Annotated in this window: 20 protein-coding genes; all 20 read right to left on the bottom strand. The window is 66.0% G+C overall.

Annotated elements, in window-relative coordinates; all coding sequences use genetic code 11:
- Positions 1-3 precede the first annotated feature (3 nt).
- The 20 genes from VHK65_16675 to VHK65_16580 all read right to left on the bottom strand — a co-directional run bounded on the left by VHK65_16675 (position 4) and on the right by VHK65_16580 (position 17,440).
- Complete coding sequence (locus VHK65_16675; GenBank protein ID HVS07782.1) at positions 4-1,005, bottom strand: glycosyltransferase family 1 protein; 1,002 nt, start codon at positions 1,003-1,005, stop codon at positions 4-6.
- 67 nt (positions 1,006-1,072) lie between these two features.
- A complete protein-coding gene (locus VHK65_16670) occupies positions 1,073-2,038 on the bottom strand; it encodes a glycosyltransferase family 9 protein (GenBank protein ID HVS07781.1) in 966 nt (321 codons plus the stop codon).
- Entirely contained in the window at positions 2,035-3,036 is a 1,002-nt protein-coding gene (locus VHK65_16665; GenBank protein ID HVS07780.1) for a rod shape-determining protein, read from the bottom strand. Before VHK65_16665 ends, VHK65_16670 begins: the two co-directional genes overlap by 4 nt.
- 7 nt (positions 3,037-3,043) lie before the next feature.
- Positions 3,044-4,339: a UDP-N-acetylglucosamine 1-carboxyvinyltransferase gene (murA, locus tag VHK65_16660; GenBank protein HVS07779.1), complete on the bottom strand. Its 1,296-nt coding sequence runs from the start codon at positions 4,337-4,339 to the stop codon at positions 3,044-3,046.
- A gap of 58 nt (positions 4,340-4,397) precedes the next feature.
- Complete coding sequence (locus VHK65_16655) at positions 4,398-4,823, bottom strand: F0F1 ATP synthase subunit epsilon (GenBank protein ID HVS07778.1); 426 nt, start codon at positions 4,821-4,823, stop codon at positions 4,398-4,400.
- Between the two features lie 2 nt (positions 4,824-4,825).
- Complete coding sequence (gene atpD / locus VHK65_16650; protein ID HVS07777.1) at positions 4,826-6,469, bottom strand: F0F1 ATP synthase subunit beta; 1,644 nt, start codon at positions 6,467-6,469, stop codon at positions 4,826-4,828.
- Between the two features lie 9 nt (positions 6,470-6,478).
- Positions 6,479-7,330, bottom strand: a complete 852-nt coding sequence (atpG, locus tag VHK65_16645; GenBank protein HVS07776.1) for an ATP synthase F1 subunit gamma — start codon at positions 7,328-7,330, stop codon at positions 6,479-6,481.
- Positions 7,331-7,336: 6 nt separating this feature from the next.
- Complete coding sequence (atpA, locus tag VHK65_16640; GenBank protein ID HVS07775.1) at positions 7,337-8,956, bottom strand: F0F1 ATP synthase subunit alpha; 1,620 nt, start codon at positions 8,954-8,956, stop codon at positions 7,337-7,339.
- Between the two features lie 16 nt (positions 8,957-8,972).
- A complete protein-coding gene (locus VHK65_16635) occupies positions 8,973-9,506 on the bottom strand; it encodes a F0F1 ATP synthase subunit delta (protein ID HVS07774.1) in 534 nt (177 codons plus the stop codon).
- On the bottom strand, positions 9,499-10,005 hold the full coding sequence (atpF, locus tag VHK65_16630) for a F0F1 ATP synthase subunit B (GenBank protein ID HVS07773.1): 507 nt from the start codon (positions 10,003-10,005) through the stop codon (positions 9,499-9,501). Before atpF ends, VHK65_16635 begins: the two co-directional genes overlap by 8 nt.
- On the bottom strand, positions 10,002-10,268 hold the full coding sequence (atpE, locus tag VHK65_16625) for a F0F1 ATP synthase subunit C (GenBank protein ID HVS07772.1): 267 nt from the start codon (positions 10,266-10,268) through the stop codon (positions 10,002-10,004). Before atpE ends, atpF begins: the two co-directional genes overlap by 4 nt.
- 21 nt (positions 10,269-10,289) lie before the next feature.
- On the bottom strand, positions 10,290-10,979 hold the full coding sequence (atpB, locus tag VHK65_16620; protein ID HVS07771.1) for a F0F1 ATP synthase subunit A: 690 nt from the start codon (positions 10,977-10,979) through the stop codon (positions 10,290-10,292).
- 8 nt (positions 10,980-10,987) lie between these two features.
- Entirely contained in the window at positions 10,988-11,365 is a 378-nt protein-coding gene (locus VHK65_16615; protein ID HVS07770.1) for an ATP synthase subunit I, read from the bottom strand.
- The gene (locus tag VHK65_16610; GenBank protein HVS07769.1) at positions 11,358-11,594 is read right to left on the bottom strand and encodes an AtpZ/AtpI family protein; all 237 of its coding nucleotides are present in this window, start codon (positions 11,592-11,594) and stop codon (positions 11,358-11,360) included. Before VHK65_16610 ends, VHK65_16615 begins: the two co-directional genes overlap by 8 nt.
- Positions 11,595-11,680: 86 nt before the next feature.
- Positions 11,681-12,775, bottom strand: a complete 1,095-nt coding sequence (locus VHK65_16605) for an MraY family glycosyltransferase (GenBank protein HVS07768.1) — start codon at positions 12,773-12,775, stop codon at positions 11,681-11,683.
- Entirely contained in the window at positions 12,748-14,007 is a 1,260-nt protein-coding gene (gene glyA, locus VHK65_16600) for a serine hydroxymethyltransferase (protein HVS07767.1), read from the bottom strand. Before glyA ends, VHK65_16605 begins: the two co-directional genes overlap by 28 nt.
- An 8-nt stretch (positions 14,008-14,015) precedes the next feature.
- On the bottom strand, positions 14,016-14,606 hold the full coding sequence (locus tag VHK65_16595; protein HVS07766.1) for an L-threonylcarbamoyladenylate synthase: 591 nt from the start codon (positions 14,604-14,606) through the stop codon (positions 14,016-14,018).
- The gene (gene prmC / locus VHK65_16590; protein ID HVS07765.1) at positions 14,603-15,466 is read right to left on the bottom strand and encodes a peptide chain release factor N(5)-glutamine methyltransferase; all 864 of its coding nucleotides are present in this window, start codon (positions 15,464-15,466) and stop codon (positions 14,603-14,605) included. The genes VHK65_16595 and prmC overlap by 4 nt, the downstream gene beginning before the upstream one ends.
- Positions 15,447-16,547, bottom strand: a complete 1,101-nt coding sequence (prfA, locus tag VHK65_16585; protein HVS07764.1) for a peptide chain release factor 1 — start codon at positions 16,545-16,547, stop codon at positions 15,447-15,449. The genes prmC and prfA overlap by 20 nt, the downstream gene beginning before the upstream one ends.
- Complete coding sequence (locus VHK65_16580) at positions 16,547-17,440, bottom strand: DUF1385 domain-containing protein (protein ID HVS07763.1); 894 nt, start codon at positions 17,438-17,440, stop codon at positions 16,547-16,549. The genes prfA and VHK65_16580 overlap by 1 nt, the downstream gene beginning before the upstream one ends.
- Positions 17,441-17,444: the final 4 nt, after the last annotated feature.

Below are 17,444 nucleotides of genomic sequence, written 5' to 3'. Positions count from 1 at the left end.
AGGCTACGGCGAGATGACCGACTGGTAGACCTCGCGATGCGCGGCGGCGCTCGCGGACCAGGTGTAGAGCGCGGCACGCGCGCGTCCGGCGGCGACCTGCCGTTCGCGGAGCTGCGAATCCGTCAGCAATGACAAGATGTTGTCGGCGAGTGTCTGGGCATCCTCGGGCGCACTGAGCAGGGCGGCATCACCCGCGACTTCTGGGATCGCCCCCGCGTTGGAGGCGACCACCGGCGTGCCCGCGGCGAACGCCTCGAGCACGGGCAATCCGAAGCCCTCGTCGAGCGAGGGGAAGAGGACGGTGTGCGCCATCTGGTAAAGCGCGGGCAGATCCGGCATGCCGGCATAGCCGACGAAGCGCACCCAATCCCGCAGGTCGAGCTCGCGAACCGTATCGACCACCGCGTCGTACTTCCATCCAAAGCCGCCAGCGATGATCAGCGGTAGCCGCTGCCTTATCGGGATCCGCGCCAGCGCGCGCAGCGAGGTGACGTAGTTCTTGCGCGGCTGCACCGTACCCAGCTGTAGCAGGTAGCGATCCGGGAGCCCGTACCGGGCTCTGACGTCGGCCTTGAGCGACGGCGACACCGGTAGGGCAAACTCGGTCTCCACGCCGTGGGGGATCACGCGGCAACGCCCGGGCTCGACGCCGAAGAGGCGTACCGCGGCGCGTTTGGTTGCTTCCGATGGGCAGATGATCATGCGGGCGCGTCGGGCCGACTGCGGGACCACGACGCTGGTGGCAAACCACTGGCCGGATGGAAACCATTCCGGGTGGTCGTAGATGGCCAGGTCATGGATCGTGACCACCCCCGGAAGACCAGGGTGGAGTAACGGCAAGGAATTCGCCGGCCCGTGAATGAGCTGGGCGCCGTCGCGGTGCATGCGCAGCGGCAGCTCGAGCTGCGGCCCGAGAATGCGCAGCCCCGCATCCCGGTAGGGCCTGAGGTCCACGCCGTGGCTGTTGTGGAAGGCGGTGATCAGCGCCCCGATGTAGCGGCCCACGCCGGTCGCATCGTCGCTGAGGGCGCGAGCGTCGAGGGCGACACGAAGCGGGCTGGACGTTTCCAGCTCAGGCGTAGCTATCGATCCGGGCTTGCTTCGAGAGTGCCTCGACGACCTGCCGGGCGGGGAATCGGTCGAAGTCGGTGGTCGAGAACGTGACCACCCGGTCGCCCTGCGGGGGGATGTCGGGCCCGCGAAGGACGGCGATCACCAGGGCGCCAGCCGCCGCCGCGACATGGAGCGCATCACCGTCGTGGCCGATCACGCCGAGGCTGAGTTCGCTGAGAACCGCAACCTCGTCGACGGTGATCTGCGCGAGATTGATAACCATCGTCGGCTTGGCGATGCTGCCTTGTGTCTCGCGGATGATCTGCGCGTCACCGGCGCCACTCAGGAGCACGATGCGCTCGGCGATCGATTGGTTCGCCACGACGGCGAAGCGTTCGGCCGGCCAGCGTGGGCCCGAACGACGCGATGACCAGCCGCCGCCACCTGGAATCAAGACCAGTGGTCGCCGGCCACTCCCGATGAACGCCGGCCAGCGCGCCATCGCCTGGGTGCGTACCGCATCCGGCGGTCGCAGGGACGGTGCCTCGCCCGGTGTGAGGACCGGCCGGTTGCTCGCGACGGCCGCCAGGCGCCAATTCGCTTCCGCCGGGTGCATCCCCGTGACCGCTGGAACGCGCTCCGTCGCCGCCCAGCGACTCGGTCCCGCCGCGACGAGCCGGCGCGGCACCCCGGCGAAATACGCCAGCGCGACGTGAAGGAAGCTCGCGGGAAACGGGACGACCACCGTTTCCACCGATCCCGCGCGCAAGCGCCGAAAGACCCGGAGCAATTCGCGGGGCGAATCATCGAAGACGAAGGCGCGGCCGACCGAGGACAGCCCGAGCAAGGTGCCAACCGCGTCGGCCGAGGCGAAGACCGTAGCGCCGTCGCAGGCGCGGAGCACCGGCTGCGCCATCAGCGCCTCGCGCACACCGCCACCGAGAACGATGGCGACGCGGGAGGAGGGTCGCGGCTCGGTACTCACGTGATGTAGTGCTGCCCCCGGCGGATGACCTGCATGTTGTCGAGCGCCATTCCGGTTCCGATCGCCACGCAGCTCTGTGGGTCGGACGCCACCCGGGTTGGAAGTCCAGAACGCAACCCGAGAAACTCCGCGATCCCACGCAGCTGGGCCCCGCCACCGGTCAGGACAACCCCGTTGCGCATGATCGAAGCACGCCGTGCTTCCGGCACCTGAGCCACCACCCGCTGCAGGCTGGCGGCGATCGCCTCGAGCGGCACCTGGAGCGCTGCTTGCACCTCGCTCGCCGACACGCGGAGCGCGGTGCGGATACCCGCCTCATTGACGGCGCTCACCTCGAGATCTGCCTCGACGGCCGGGGCACTCGACGAACCCAGTTCCATTTTCAGGCGCTCGGCCTCGCCGGGCATCAACCGTAAGCCGTGCTGCGTCACGATCGCGGCATCGATAGCCCGGTCGAACGCCTCCCCGCCAATCCGTAGGGACTCCGTTGCCACGATTTCGCCCTGCGCGATCGCCGCCAGCTCGGTCGATCCAGCGCCCAGGTTGATGATGGCGATCCCTTCGGTCGTGGAGACCGAGACGCGGGCGCCGATCGCGGCGGCCATCGGCTTGTCGATCAGGTACGCCGTCTTGGCGCCCGCCTGAATGGTGGCGGCCAGTACCGCGCGGCGCTCCACGCCGGTCACTATCGCCGCCACCGAGAGCATCACGTCCGGGCGGAAGAGCCGCTGCCGGCCGACGATACGGCCGATCAGATGCTGGAGCATCGCACCCGCGACGTCGTAATCGACGCCGTTCCCGTCGCGGACCAGCCGGACGGCGCGGGCTTTCCGGCCGCGACCGACCATCTCGGAGGCGGCACGCCCGACCGCCAGCACGCGAGCGCCCTTTTCGTCCGTCGCCATCACCGCCGGCTCGTTCACGACCACACCCTCGCCCTTGACGTAGACGAGCACGGTTGAGGTGCCCAGGTCGATGCCGATTTTCTTTGAGAGCACGGCCGCCTCAATCCCCGACGACCCTGGAGAGATCCTGGTCGGCCGCCTCGCCGTCGACCCGCGTGATGTGCGCACCGAGGGCCTCGAGTTTGCGCACGATGTCCTGGTAGCCCCGATCCAGGTGATAGATGTTGTCGAGCACCGTGGTCCCCCTGGCACAGAGGGCGGCAACCACGAGCGCCGCACCGGAGCGGATGTCGGGCACCGTGACCGAGCCGCCATGCAGCGCGCTGGGCCCCGAGACGATCGCGCTGCGACCCTCGACATAGATGTCGGCCCCGAGCTTGCGCAGTTCCGGCACGTGCTGGAAGCGGTTTTCGAAGACAGCCTCGGAGATATGGCACCGTCCGTGCGCCTGCGTCATCAAGCTGACAAAGGGAGCCTGCAGGTCGGTTGGGAATCCGGGATGCGGCCAAGTCGTGACGTCGACCGGCTGCAGGTCCCCGTTGCCCTGCACCCAGAGGCTGTGGGTCCGGTCCTCGACCTCGACGCCGGCCGCCCGAAGCTTGAGCATCATGGCGCGAAGATCGGCCGTCTCGACGTCTTCGAGCACTCCCTCACCGCCAGTGGCGGCGATGGCGAATGCATAGGTCCCCGCCTCGATGTTGTCCGGGATCACGCGATGGGTGGCGCCGCTCAACTCCGCAACGCCTTCGATGACCAACACGTCGGTGCCGATCCCGTGGATCCGGGCTCCCATCTTGCCGAGAAACATCGCCAGGTCGACGACGTGCGGCTCACGGGCCGCGTTGTGGATGGTCGTGATGCCGTCGGCCGTCGCGGCGGCCATCATCAGATTCTCGGTCCCGGTCACGGTCGGCATATCGAGATGGATGGTGGCGCCTTTCAGGCGGTCGGCACGCGCCACGTACTCACCGCCCTCGAGCTCGACACTGGCGCCCATCAGGCGCAGTCCGACAAGGTGTTGCTCCACGCGGCGCATCCCGATGTCGTCCCCGCCCGGCTTCGCCACGCGAGCCTCACCGCGGCGCGCCAGCAACGGACCCATCAGGAGGAAGGAGGCACGCATCCGGTTGGCCATCGCCGCCAGCACCTCGCTGCGGGCGAGTCGCTCGGCGTTGATCTGAAGCTGCTGCGGATCCAGCCAGCGGATCTGGACGCCCATACCTTCCAGCAGGCGGATCATGGTCGAGACGTCCTCGATCCGCGGCACGTTCTTGAGGCGGACTTCCTCCTCGGTGAGCAGACAGGCCGCGAGGATAGGAAGGACCGCGTTCTTGGAGCCACTGATCGGGACCCGCCCGACCAAACGAGTTCCCCCCTCGATCAGGAGTTGGGCCACTGACCCCCTAGGGTATCAGCCGAGCGACGCCGTTGGCTCGATTTGGCCTCTCCGTAACTTAGGTTCTGCGGCGGCGGCGCAACTCGGCCAGTCGCAGCCTGGCCTCGGCTCGTGCCAGGGCGACCGAGGCGGCGGCCTGATCCGTGTCGGACAGCTTCTGTTGCAGGAGGTCCGCCGCCCGGCGACGGGCTTCTTCGGCGCGGGATTCGTCGATGTCCTCCGCCCGTTCGGCCGAATCGGCGAGTACCGTCACTTCATCGGGGCGCACTTCCAGGAAGCCGCCGGAGACGAAGAAGAACTGCTCGTCGCCGTCATTGCGCACCTTCACCGTCCCTGGTCTGAGCGGCGTCAACAGCGGGATGTGCTGCGGCAGGATCCCCAGCTCCCCCTCCGATCCCGGTGCCACGACGAAGTCGGCATCGCCCTTGAAGCGCCGGCCTTCGACGGTGACGATGTCGACATGCAGCTTCTTACTGTCGGCCACGATTACTTCGACCGCTTGTCGCTACCGGCCTCGCCGTCCTTGCTGGCTTTTTCTTCGCCCTTCGGCCGCTGATCATCCGCGGCGCCGGCTTTGGGCTTCTCCTCTTTGGGCTTCCCCGCATCGCCAGTGGCAGCTTCGCCCTTCGCCGCCTCGACCGCGGCGCCGGCTTTTGGCTTCTCCTCTTTGGGCTTCCCCTCATCGCCAGTGGCAGCTTCGCCCTTCGCCGCCTCGACCGCCTCGTCGATGGTGCCCACCATGTAGAACGCCTGCTCCGGCAGGTCGTCATGCTTCCCCTCGAGGATCTCGCTGAAGCCGCGGATCGTCTCCTTTAACGGCACGTACTTCCCGGGCCGGTTGGTGAAGATCTCGGCCACGAAGAACGGTTGCGACAGGAAGCGCTCGATCTTACGGGCCCGTGCTACCAGGATCTTGTCATCCTCGGACAGCTCGTCCGGGCCGAGGATGGCGATGATATCCTGCAGCTCCTTGTTGCGCTGCAGCACCTGCTGCACCCCGCGCGCCACGCGATAGTGCTCCTCACCGACGATGTCGGGGGTTAGGAATCGGGAGAAGGAATCGAGCGGGTCCACCGCCGGATAGATGCCGCGCTCGACGATCGCGCGGGAGAGACTGACGGTGGCGCCTAGATGGGCAAACGTCGTCGCGATCGCCGGGTCGGTGTAGTCGTCCGCCGGCACGAAGACCGCCTGCACCGATGTGATCGACCCCTTCTTGGTGGAGGTGATGCGTTCCTCGAGGTCGCCCATCTCGGTGGCGAGCGTGGGCTGGTAGCCGACCGCCGAGGGCAGCCGGCCGAGGAGGGCCGACACTTCGCTACCCGCCAGCATGTAGCGGAAGACGTTGTCGATGAAGAGCAGCACGTCCTGGCCGAACTCGTCGCGGAAATACTCCGCCAGTGTCAGACCGGTCAGGCCGACCCGGGCGCGTGCACCCGGCGGTTCGTTCATCTGCCCGAACACGAGGGCCGTCTTGTCGATGACCCCCGATTCGTTCATCTCGAGCCAGAGCGAGTTGCCCTCGCGGGTGCGCTCGCCGACGCCAGCGAAGACCGAGAACCCCTTGTGCTCGGTGGCGATGTTGCGGATCAGCTCCATGACGATGACCGTCTTGCCGACGCCGGCGCCACCGAACAGGCCGATCTTGCTGCCCTTGGCGAAGGTGGTCACGAGGTCGATGACCTTGATTCCGGTTTCCAGGACCTCGGTGTCCGTCGCCTGCTCGCTGACCGGCGGCGCAGGACGGTGGATCGGGAGGCGGACCTCCGACTCGATCTTGCCCTTGCCGTCGATCGGGTCGCCGATGACGTTCATCATCCGGCCCAGCGTCCCCTTGCCCACCGGCACCGTGATCGGGCCGCCCGTATCCTTGACCTCGGTGCCGCGGACCAGCCCGTCGGTCGAGTCCATTGCGATGGTGCGCACCACGTCGTTCCCGCGATGTTGCTGGACTTCCAGCACGAGGCGGCCCTGCTTGCCGCGATCGATTTCGAGCGCGTGGTAGATCTCCGGCAGGTCTTGCCCCTCGAAGACGACGTCGACGACCGGACCGATGATCTGGTCGACGCGCCCGGTCCGTTCCTTCTTTGGTTTCCCTTGCTTTTTCTCGGCCTTCTCTGCGATTGCCATTGATGCCTCCTAGCCGGCGGTGAGCGCCTCGGCGCCACCCACGATTTCACTCAACTCCTTCGTGATCGTCGCCTGCCGCACCTTGTTGCGCAGCAGGGTCAGGTCGTCGATCAGCTCGCCGGCGTTGTCGGTCGCGTTCCGCATCGCCACCATCTGGGCCGCGTAGAAGCTGGCCAGGTTGTCGAGCACCGCGGCGTAGACCTGGGCCTCGACGTACCGAGGGAGCAACTGCGAGAGCACGTCCTCGGCCTCCGGTTCGTACAGGTAGTCGATGCGGATTCCCTCCTTCCGCTCCGGGACGCGCACCGGAATCAGAACCTTGACCGTGGGCTCCAATCGACTGACCGAGGCAAAGTGGGTGTAGACCAGCGCCACCTCGTCGACGTTACCCTCGAGATACTCGTCGCGAGCGACGGTGATCGCCGGCAGGATGTCCTTTAGCTGGGGACGGTCGCCGATCCCCGATACCTCGGCCAGGATCGGCACGCCGAGTCTCCGGAAGTAGTCCCGTCCCTTGCGGCCAATGGTGTCGAGCACGATGTCGCCCTGCCGAATGTAGCCGAGCGCCACCCGAAAGGCATTGACATTCAGGCCTCCCGCCAGCCCACGGTCGGAGGAGACCAGGATCAGCAAGCGCTTCTTGACCGGCCGCTCGATCAGGAAGGGATGCTGATAGGAGGTCACCCGGCTGGCCACTTCGACAAGGACATCGGCCATCCGGTCGGCATAGGGGCGCGCCGCCTCCGCCCGTGCCTGCACGCGCCGCAGCTTGGAGGCGGCGACCGCCTGCATCGCGCGCGTGATCTGCTGCGTGTTCTTCACGCTGGCGATCCGGCGGCGGATGTCGGCGAGGGTGGCCATCTGGCGCTAGCGCTGCTTCGTGGTCTCGCGCTCGGTCGCGCGGCGGGCCGACTGCAACGGACCCTTTTCCCTGGCCGGCTCCTCAGCTTTTGCGGCAGGCTTCTCTTCCACCTTCTGAACCAGCGGGCTCGACTTCTTGAACTCGTCGATCGCGCCACGCAGAAGCTTTTCCGTGTCCGGCGACAACGCCTTCTCTTTGGCGATCGCCTGCTCGATGCCCGGGTGCGAGCTGCTCAGGAAGCGGAGCAGCTCTTTTTCGAATTGCCCCACCTTGTCGACCGGAACGTCGTCGAGGAGGCCGTTCCCGCCGGCAAAGAGGACGATCACCTGCTGGGCGACGGGCATCGGTTCGAACTGGCCCTGCTTGAGCAGCTCTTCCATGCGCTTGCCACGCTCCAGCTGGTCACGCGTCCGCTTGTCGAGGTCGGAGGCGAACTGGGCGAAGGCCGCGAGGTCGCGATACTGCGAGAGGTCGAGGCGAAGACGGCCGGCGACCTGCCGCATGGCTTTGATCTGGGCGGCGCCTCCGACGCGGGAGACGGAGAGGCCAGTCGAGATCGCGGGCCGGATGCCCGCGTAGAAGAGATCGGCCAACAGGTAGATCTGGCCGTCGGTGATCGAGATGACATTGGTAGGGATATAGGCGGAAATGTCGCCCGCCAGCGTCTCGATGATCGGCAGCGCGGTCAGCGAGCCACCACCGTTCTCCTTGTTCATGCGCGCCGAGCGCTCCAGCAGCCGGGAGTGCAAATAGAAGACATCGCCAGGATAGGCCTCGCGCCCTGGCGGCCGGCGCAGCAGGAGCGAGATCTGCCGGTAGGCCCAGGCGTGCTTGGAGAGGTCGTCGTAGACGACCAGCACATCCTTGCCCTTGTTCATGAAGTACTCGCCCATCGAGGTGGCCGCGTAGGGCGCGATATACCAGAGCGGCGCCGGCTCGCTGGCGGTCGCAGAGACGATGATCGTGTACTCCAAGGCGCCGTGCTCCTCGAGCACGGCAGCCACCTGGGCGACTGTTGCGGCGCGTTGCCCGATCGCGACATAGATGCAGATGACGTCCTGCCCTTTCTGGTTGATGATGGTGTCGAGCCCAATCGCGGTTTTGCCGGTCTGGCGGTCACCGATGATCAGCTCCCGCTGGCCGCGGCCGATGGCAGTCATCGCATCGACCGCCTTCAGCCCGGTCTGCAACGGCGTATCGACGGGTTGGCGTGTGATGACACCGGGGGCGACCTTCTCGACAGGGGCAGTTTCTTTTGTCTGGATGGGTCCTTTTCCGTCGATCGGCTCGCCGAGGGCGTTGACGACGCGGCCGATCAGCGCATCACCAACCGGCACCTGGACTACGCTGCCGGTCGTGCGAACCTCATCGCCCTCGCGGATTTCCTCGTAGGGCCCGAGGACGACAGCGCCGACCGAATCCTCCTCGAGGTTGAGCGCCATGCCTTTGACCCCACCCTTGAACTCGAGCAGCTCGAGGGACTGCGCGTTCCTCAGGCCATAGATCTGTGCGATGCCGTCACCGATCTCGGTGACGATGCCAACGTCCGCCGACAGAACGGGGACGTCAAAATCCTTGATGCGCTGTTTGATCAGATTGCTGATCTCGTCTGACTTGATGCCCAATGCTCTCCCTCGCCCTTTAGCTCAATAATTCCTGCCGGAGCCGCTTGAGTTGCGTCCGCACGGTACCGTCCACCAGGTGATCGCCGATCTGGATCGCCGCTCCACCGACAATTGCTGGATCGCTGAGGAACTTGACGTTGACCTTGCGGCCCAGTTTGCGCGCCAGTTCCTGCTCGTAGTGCCGTCGGTCATCTTCCTCCAACTCCAGCGCCGTCGTCACGGTCGCGTGCACGATACCGGATGCCTCGTCGGCGAGCCGCTCGAACTCTTCCCGGATGCGATGGATCTCGCGCGTCCGATAGTGCTCGACCAGCAAGCGAAGCAGGTTCTCCGTTTCGGGGCGGAGCTCCGGCTTGAGAAGCTGGGCCAGATCCATCCGGCGCCTGACACCCACCGCGGGGTTCTTGAAGGCGGCAACGAGGACGTCGTCCTGGAGCAACTCGTCCAACTTGGCCAGCTCAGCCCGCCAGGTGTCGATCCCGTTCTCCTCCTGGGCCAGCTGAAAGATGCCCGCGGCGTAGCGGCGCGCCACGTTGCTGCTTTCAGGCACGGATCTCCGCCTCCTCGATGGTGCGCTGGATCAGCGCGCGGTGCTTCTTGGCGTCAAGGCTCTCGCCGATGATCCGCTCGGCGGCCATCACGGCCAGGTCTGCCACCTGCTCCCGCAGATCTTCCACCGCTTTGGCGCGCTCCTGCTGGATCTCGGCCCGGGCTTTCGCGACCAAGCCCTCCGCCTGCTCGCGCGCCTTGACTTCCAGTTCCTTGCGCAGGTCCTCCGCCTGCTTGGCGATCCGGTCGAGCATCGCCTGCGCTTCGCGCCGCGTCTCCTCGAGCTTTACTTGACGTTCTCGCTCCGCCTCCTCCAGCTCGCGCTTGGCGCGCTCGGTCGCCTCTACGCCTTGCTGGATCCGCTCCCGGCGCTCGTTCAGGATCCGCAAGAGTGGGTCCCAGGCGAAGCGGTACAGGACGCCCAACATGACCAGAAAGATCAGCAACTCAGCGATCAGCGTGCCATTGAGCGTGAGTAGCCCGGCGTCGAGGCGGGTCATTTCCCGGTGATCTGGCTCAACAGCGGGTTGGCAAAGATCAGAAACAGGCCGAGGCCCAGGCCGATGATCGGCAGCGCCTCGATGAACCCGATGCCGATGATCATCAGGAAGAAGAGCCGGCCCTGTAGCTCGGGCTGGCGCGCCGTCCCTTCGACCGTGCGGCTCGACACCAACCCATCACCGATTCCCGCGCCCAAGGCGCTCAGCCCGAGCAGAAAACCGAAGGCGATGACCGTGGCCCCTAAAACGATTGCGCGTTCCAAAACAGACCCTCCTTAGTGGTGTTATGCATGTGCGGTTTCAACTTCAGTGGCGATCGCGACATACGAGACGGTCAAGACGGTAAAGATAAAGGCCTGCACCGTTCCGATGAAGAGGCTGAAAAGCGTCCACACCGCGCCCGGCAACCAGGAAATCCAGGTCGGAACCAGCGTGATGATCAGTGACAGCAGCAGCTCCCCGACGAAGATGTTGAAGTACAACCGGAAGGACAGCGTGATCGGCTTGGCGAGCTCGTCGATGACGCTCAGCGGAAAGTAAGGCGGGACCACCAGGAGATGTTTGAGGTAGCCGCCGAAGCCGCGGCGGCTGATGCTGAAGAACGTGAACAGCACGAACGTGAGGAGGGCCAGCGCCAGCGTCGTATTCCAGTCATTGGTCGGCGACTTGAATCCGGGGATGAGTCCCAGCCAGTTGGAGACCAGCAGAAAGACGAACAGCGTGATGGCAAGCGGCCCCAGGTTGAGATTTCGACCCTGGAGCGACTCCGCGGTCAACCCTCCGATGTACTCGACGATCAGCTCGACGATGTTCTGCAGCTGTGTCGGTTTTCCGACGCGCAGCTGGCTGCGCAGGACGAAGGCGCCGACGAGCAGGAGGGCGCACACGATCAGGGTGTTACGGATGGTGTCGGCGTTGAAGTCGATCCCGCCAATGTTGATGGTGGGGTGCGTGACGTCCGCCTGAAGCAGCACCAGGAGCCTCATACCGGCAAGCCCGGTCGGGTCCGCATCATCCGCCAGCCCGCGACCGCGCCGGCGATCGGGAAACAGAAGTAACCGATCGCCGCGCCGACCGGATCGACGCGGCTCACGATGAGGACGACGCCCAGCAGGACGGCGATCGTGAGGAACCGGATCGCGGCTGCCAACTGCAGCATTCGCACCGTCGGGGCGTGTCCGAGGAACCGCCGCGCGGTTCCAACCATCCAGACCATGTTGGCGAGGCCGAGCAGCCCACCGGCAATCAGACCGGCGATCGCGCGAGGGTGACCGGTGGCCACCATCGCGGCGCCGACGACGCAGAGGAAGGCGAGCAAAACCACGGACGTCGTCAGCTCGAACCGCCGCAGCTCACCCACTCCGACGTATCTCCTTCATGAGCCTCCGCACGACACTGTAACCGCCCCCCAGAATCCCGAGCAGCAACCCCACCAGGAGGAACCAGGGTGACGTGTGCAGGGCCCGGTCAGCGAGGTAGCCAAGACCCAACCCAACCAACACCGTGACGGCTAGCTGGAGGCCGACGCCCGACGCGAGACTAAAGGCCGCCAGCATGCTGGGGTCCTTGCGCTTATCCGTCGGGGCCATCACTGCCTCCAGAAATTAGGCCTCAACCGTTCCAAGCTTATCAGGGGTGAATTCGCAACGGTATCGGGCGCGGGCCCGAACCGGGCTCAACCTCGTCGGATTCGGCGGAAGCGGCGCACAACGATGATGCCGATCCCGAGCAGCATCAGCAAGATGGCGCCGAGCAGGACTTTCTTGTGTCCGTAAATGGCCAGCCCGACCGCGGCAAAGATGGCGGTTCCGAAGTAGAAGACGAGCGCCGTCTCGCGCGGACTGAGGCCGAAGTCGAGCAGCCGGTGGTGCAGGTGTTCGGTGTCGGGGGTGGCGATCGACCGACCGCGCAGCCGTCGGCGGACGATGGCCCAGATGGTGTCGACGATCGGGATCGCTAGCGCCGCAAGAGGCACAACCAAGGCCAGCACGATCGCACCCTTGGCGACCGAAAGCACCGACAGCGCGGCCAGCGTGAAGCCGAGGAAGTTGCTGCCGCTGTCGCCCATGTGGACACGGGCCGGATGCCAGTTGAAGAAGAGGAACCCGATGCAGGCGCCGATCAGCGCTCCGGCCAGGATGACGATGTCACCCTCGCCGCGATTGATCGCCGCCAGCAACAGGGTCGCGGCGACAATCGCCACCACACCGGCAGCCAACCCATCGACGCCGTCGATCAGATTGATGGTGTTTTGCAGACCGACGAACCAGAGCAGCGTGACCGGGACCGATACCGCGAACGACAAGATGATGAGGTGGCCAGGAAGGCCGATGAACTTGATCGAAATCCCGAAAACGAGGATGGCGAGAAGGGAGGCGGCGACCTGGAAGACCAGTTTGAAGAGGGGTCGAACCCCACCGAGGTCGTCGAAAACCATCAGCGTCGTGATGACTGCCGCTGACAGGAGCAAGCCCAGGGTTGCCGGGTTCGTCGAAAAGAGGGCGGCGGATAGGCCGAATCCCAGGTACATCGCCAGTCCGCCCAGCCGGGCCGTGGGCTCACTGTGGATGCGGCGTTCTCCCGGCTGGGCAACGGCCCCCAGCCGGAAGGCCAGCCATCGCGCCGGAAGGACCGCGATCGTGGTTCCGACCAGCGCCGCGAGAAAAGGCACCACCGCCGGGCCGAAGCGCGCGGGTGAGAAGTCAGACCAGAAGGTCGGGTCGCTGAAGAGGCCCGCGCCCGCTAGTAGGGCAGCGGAAATCGTTCGCACAACGCCCGGCTACGGGCGCGTACCTGTTCATGGACCGTCCGGTCCTCGAGGTTGAAGAGCAACTCGGAAACCATGTCGGCGATCTGCTCCATTTCTTTTGTGCCCATTCCTCGCGTCGTGACCGACGGCGATCCCAACCGGATCCCACTCGGGTTGAACTTGCTCGCGGCATCGAACGGGATCGAGTTGCGGTTCACGGTGATGCCGACGGTATCGAACGTATCCTGGACTTTCTTTCCCGTGAGGTTGAGCGGCCGCAGGTCGATCAGCATCAGGTGGTTGTCTGTTCCCCCACTGACCAGCCGGAGCTTGCGACGGCCGAGCCCCTCGGCGAGCGCATGTGCGTTGTTGACTACCGCCTGCGCGTAGGACCTGAACTCCGGGGTCTTCCACTGGGCCAGCATCACCGCCTTGCCGGCGATCGCGTGGTTGTGGGGGCCGCCCTGGCTGCCGGGAAACACGCTCTTGTCCACCTCGGCGGCGTACTTCGCCTTGCAGAGGATCATCGCGCCCCAGGGACCACGCATCGTCTTGTGGGTGGTGAAGCTGACGAAGTCGGCGTGGGGCACCGGGCTCGGGTGCGCACCACCGGCGACCAGGCCGGCGAAATGCGCCATGTCGACGAAGAAATAGGCATCGACCGCCTTGGCGATCGCCGCCAACCGCTCGAAGTCGAGGGTGCGCGGGTAGGCACTATAGCCGGCGAGCAGCATCCTCGGCCGCACATCTTTCGCCTGCTTCTCGAGCACGTCGTAATCAATGCGCTCCGTCGTAGGATCGACCCCGTACGGCACGAAGTGGTAGAGCTTGCCGGAAAAATTCACGGGGCTCCCGTGGCTCAGGTGGCCGCCTTGGCTGAGATCCATCCCCATGACGGTGTCGCCAACCTTGAGGACGCTCGCGTAGACGGCATAGTTGGCGGTCGTACCGCAATGGGATTGCACGTTGGCGTGCTCAGCGCCAAAGAGCGCCTTGGCGCGCTCGATCGCGAGCGTCTCGATCCGGTCGACGTTTTCGCAGCCGCCGTAGTAGCGCTTGCCCGGGTACCCCTCGGCGTACTTGTTGTTGAGCAGTGAGCCGAGCGCCTGCAGCACCGCCGGACTGGCGATGTTCTCCGATGGAATGAGCTCCAGCGTGTACTGCTGACGCTCGTATTCGTCGCGGATCGCGGCACCGACCTCGGGATCGACGAGGTCGATCCGGCTGGTCAGGTCGGTGCGGGCCTGCAACATCCCGCCCATTATCCCCGAATCAGTTCCGAAGACGGGATCGCCCCCTGGCGCAGGATGCGAGGCGTCGCACCACTCAGGTCAAGAATGGTCGAGGGCTGACCGATTCGGCAGTGCCCTCCGTCGAGCACGAGATCAAGCTCGTCGTCTAGCCCGGCAAGGACCTGGTCGGCATCGACAGGCGGCGGCTGTCCGGCGGCATTGGCGCTGCTGCTCGCGATCGGCTCCCCCAGCGCCCTCAGCAGCGCGAAAGCGACGTCGTGGTCCGGCGCGCGCATTGCGATGGTCGAACGGTCGGTCGGGATACGGGCGGGCAGCACCAGGGTCAGCGGACCCGGCCAGTAGCGGTCCATCAACTCAGTGGCGGTCGCGGAGACGACCGCGAACCGCTCGACCTGCGCCCGGTCGGTGACCAGCCACACCATCGGCTGTCCGGATGGACGGCGCTTTACCTGGTAGAGGCGAGCGACCGCTGCCGGGTCTGCGGCGCGCGCGCCGATGCCATAGAGCGTGTCGGTTGGGAAAGCGATGACGGCGCCAGAGCGAAGCCGCTCGGCCGCCTGCGCGATGTGCGACGGGTCGGCCGGCCACCGCAGGGTCACGTTTGGATCCGGACCACGCGGTCCTGCCCGGCCAGGTCCTTGTGCACGGTCACCAGCGCCGCGGGCCAGTGCCCCTGGGCGAGGCGCACGACGCGGCGGATTTGCGCCGGGTCGCATTCGAAGAGGACGAGGCCGCCCGGTTTCAGTACCGCAGGCGCTTGCGCCAGCGCGACCCGAATCAGCAACAGCCCGTCCTTGCCGCCGTCGAGCGCGAGCGCCGGCTCGTAGTCGAGCTCCTTCGGCCGAATGCGCCGCAGCGCCTCCGGGATGTAGGGAAGGTTGGCGAGGATCAGGTCCGCTGGGGACGCGCGGCGCAGTAAGTCGCCCTTCAACGTGATGATCCGCCGGCGCAGGCGGTAGTGCGCGATATTTTCGTCAGCCACCTTTAACGCGCGAGCGCTGACATCCCGTGCCTCGATGTGAATCTGTGGCACGGCTTTCGCGACGGAAATCGCGACCGCGCCGCTGCCGGTACCCAGGTCGATCATCCGCCGCGCCCGTGGGTGTGCCGTCAACCAATCGATCGCCAGCTCGACGAGCAGCTCGCTCGACGGGCGCGGAATCAGCACGGCAGGGGTAACGCGAAACATGTACCCATAGAACTCGCGCTCGCCGACCAGGTAGGGCAGCGGAACGCGGGCCACTCGGCGACTGGTCAACCGCCGCAGCTGAGCCCGCTGCGCGACGGTTAGCTCGCGCTCGGGGTGGCTGTGGAGCCGCTCGCGCGAACTCTGGAGGACGTGTGCCACCAGGATCTCGGCGTCGAGCCAAGGTAATGGAATGCCGGCCGTGTCCAGGGTGGCCCGTGCCTTGGCGAGCTGCGCCTTGACCCGGCCGCCGTCAGTTGCGCGCGGCGCCATTCGGCGGTTCGCTCAACCGGTTCCCGCGGTCCCAGGCGATCAAACGATCGATCACCGGGTCGAGGTCGCCGGCCTCGACGAACTGGGGCAGCTTGTAGTACTTGAAGTCGATCCGGTGGTCGGTGATCCGGCCTTCCGGATAGTTATAGGTACGGACTTTTTCGCTGCGATCGCCCGAGCCGACGGCTGAACGACGGACCTCGGTCAGGGCCTCCTGCTGCTGCGCCATCTGGCGGTCGAGCAGGCGGGTCATCAGCACCTTTTCCGCCTTGGCCTTGTTCTTGAGCTGAGAGCGCTCGTCCTGGCAGGTGACAACGATAGGCGCACCGCCGTCCTCGGGCGTGTAGGTGAGGCGGACCGCCGAGTCCGTGGTGTTGACGCTCTGCCCGCCGTGCCCGCCGGAGCGGTAGACGTCGACCTTGAGCCGCTCTGGATTGATGACAACATCGACGTCCTCAGCCTCGGGCATCACCACGACGGTGGCTGTCGAGGTGTGGATGCGTCCTTGCGCCTCGGTCTCCGGCACCCGCTGCACGCGGTGCACGCCGTTCTCGAATTTCAGGCGCGAGTAGGCGCCTCGACCGCGAACCTCGAAGACCACCTCTTTGAAGCCGCCGCGCTCGGTCACGTTCTCCGAGAGCAGGTCGACCTTCCAGCGATGCGACTCAGCATAGCGGCTGTACATGCGGAAGAGGTCGGCGGCAAACAATCCCGCCTCATCACCGCCGGTCCCCTGCCGGATCTCGACGATCACGTCCTTGTCGTCGGTGGGATCCTTGGGCACGAGGGCGACGTTGAGCTCGCCTTCGAGGCGGTCGCGTTCCGCCTGCTGCTTCTCCAATTCCTGGCGTGCGTAGGCCTGCATCTCGGGATCTCGCTCCTGTTCGGCCAGTTCGCGGGCTTCGGCCATGCCGCGCTCGGCACGGCGGTAGGCTTCATAGAGGTGCACCAGGTCGCGGAGCTGGGCCTGCTCTTTGCTCAGCCGCTGGAGTTCCTTGAGGTCGGCATGAACCGCGGGGTCCGCCAGCCGCTCGGTGATCGCGTAGTACCGGGCCCGAACGGCTTCGAGCTGTTCGAACATCAGGCCGCGGCCTCTTTCTCCTCTTGCCGGGCTCCCTCGAATGCCGCCAGTGCCACCTCGATCTGACGGTCGTCCGGTTCCCGCGTGGTGAGCTTCTGGGTCAGGAGGAACGGGAGGATCAGCACCTTCACGATCGGGTTGTTCCGATGTCGGCCGGCAAAGCGAATGAACTCATAGGCCAGCATGGCAATCACCGGGATGAGCACGACGCGCGACAGCAGCAAAAGGGGCAGGGCCGGACGGCCGACCAATCCAAAGACAAAGGCGCTGACGACCATCACGGCGAGCAGGAAGCCGGTGCCGCAGCGCGGATGGAGCGTGCTCTGCGTCCGCACGTTGGGCACGTCGAGCGGAAGCCCCGCTTCGTAGGCATTGATCGTCTTGTGCTCGGCACCGTGGTAGGCGAAGAGTCGCGCGATCTCCGCCTTGAAGGAGATGGCATAGAGGTAGAGCAAGAGCAGCGCGATCCGGACCGCCCCGTCGACCACCCCGAAGAAGAGATTGCTGTGACCGCGGCTCAGGAAGCCCGCCGCCAGCAGGGGGACGCCAAGGAAAAAGAGCAACGCGCCGGCCACCGCGATCGCCATCGTCACGCGGATGGTGGTCGCGCTCAGTTCCACCTGCTCGGCGGCGGCCTGGATGTTCGCCGACCACATCAGCGCCTTCATGCCGAGGTGGAGCTGCTCCCAGAGCCCGGCCAGACCGCGGAGCAGCGGCAGCTTCCAGACCGGGTGGGTGTAGATGATGGACCGCAGGCGCTCGCGCAAGACCTGGATCTCGCCGTCGGGCTTGCGGACGGCGACCGCGTAGGTGGTGCGGCCGCGCATCATGACGCCCTCGAGCACGGCCTGGCCGCCGTAGAAGAACTTGTCCTGGCTCACAGCCGCGCTCATCCTA

The organism is Candidatus Dormiibacterota bacterium (assembly GCA_035544955.1).
In the GTDB taxonomy this organism is placed as follows: domain Bacteria; phylum Chloroflexota; class Dormibacteria; order CF-121; family CF-121; genus CF-13.
This window is presented reverse-complemented; position numbering and strand designations above follow the sequence as displayed.

Coding starts and splice junctions, on each gene's coding strand:
- prfA (HVS07764.1), bottom strand. CDS start 16,547: ATGTTCGAACAGCTCGAAGCCGTTCGGGCCCGGTACTACGCGATCACC.
- VHK65_16580 (HVS07763.1), bottom strand. CDS start 17,440: ATGAGCGCGGCTGTGAGCCAGGACAAGTTCTTCTACGGCGGCCAGGCC.
- glyA (HVS07767.1), bottom strand. CDS start 14,007: ATGTTGCAGGCCCGCACCGACCTGACCAGCCGGATCGACCTCGTCGAT.
- atpF (HVS07773.1), bottom strand. CDS start 10,005: ATGACCCGCCTCGACGCCGGGCTACTCACGCTCAATGGCACGCTGATC.
- atpD (HVS07777.1), bottom strand. CDS start 6,469: ATGGCAATCGCAGAGAAGGCCGAGAAAAAGCAAGGGAAACCAAAGAAG.
- prmC (HVS07765.1), bottom strand. CDS start 15,466: ATGGCGCCGCGCGCAACTGACGGCGGCCGGGTCAAGGCGCAGCTCGCC.
- VHK65_16610 (HVS07769.1), bottom strand. CDS start 11,594: ATGGCCCCGACGGATAAGCGCAAGGACCCCAGCATGCTGGCGGCCTTT.
- atpG (HVS07776.1), bottom strand. CDS start 7,330: ATGGCCACCCTCGCCGACATCCGCCGCCGGATCGCCAGCGTGAAGAAC.